Raw genomic sequence first — 211 nt, forward strand, 5'->3', positions numbered from 1 at the left:
TAAAATCTGACGACCAAAGCAAGATGGTGGCAGTCAACCCTTATACGGCTGATATAGTCCAACGTGTGCCTACCAGTAGCGGTCTTTATAGTACGTTTAATGATATCCACAGTGTCTTGCTGATTGGTAAAGTCGGAGATTATTTGTTAGAAAGAGCGTCATCTTTGACTATTTTGATGATTTTGTCTGGTTGGTATCTGTTGTGGCAAAA

Annotated in this window: 1 protein-coding gene; it reads left to right on the forward strand. The window is 40.3% G+C overall.

All coding sequences use genetic code 11. The features are described from left to right. Positions 1-211 (forward strand): PepSY domain-containing protein (locus tag V6252_RS13630; RefSeq protein WP_341610786.1); only part of this gene is annotated, 211 nt, incomplete at both ends.

This window comes from Psychrobacter proteolyticus, from assembly GCF_038155145.1.
Classification (GTDB): domain Bacteria; phylum Pseudomonadota; class Gammaproteobacteria; order Pseudomonadales; family Moraxellaceae; genus Psychrobacter; species Psychrobacter proteolyticus_B.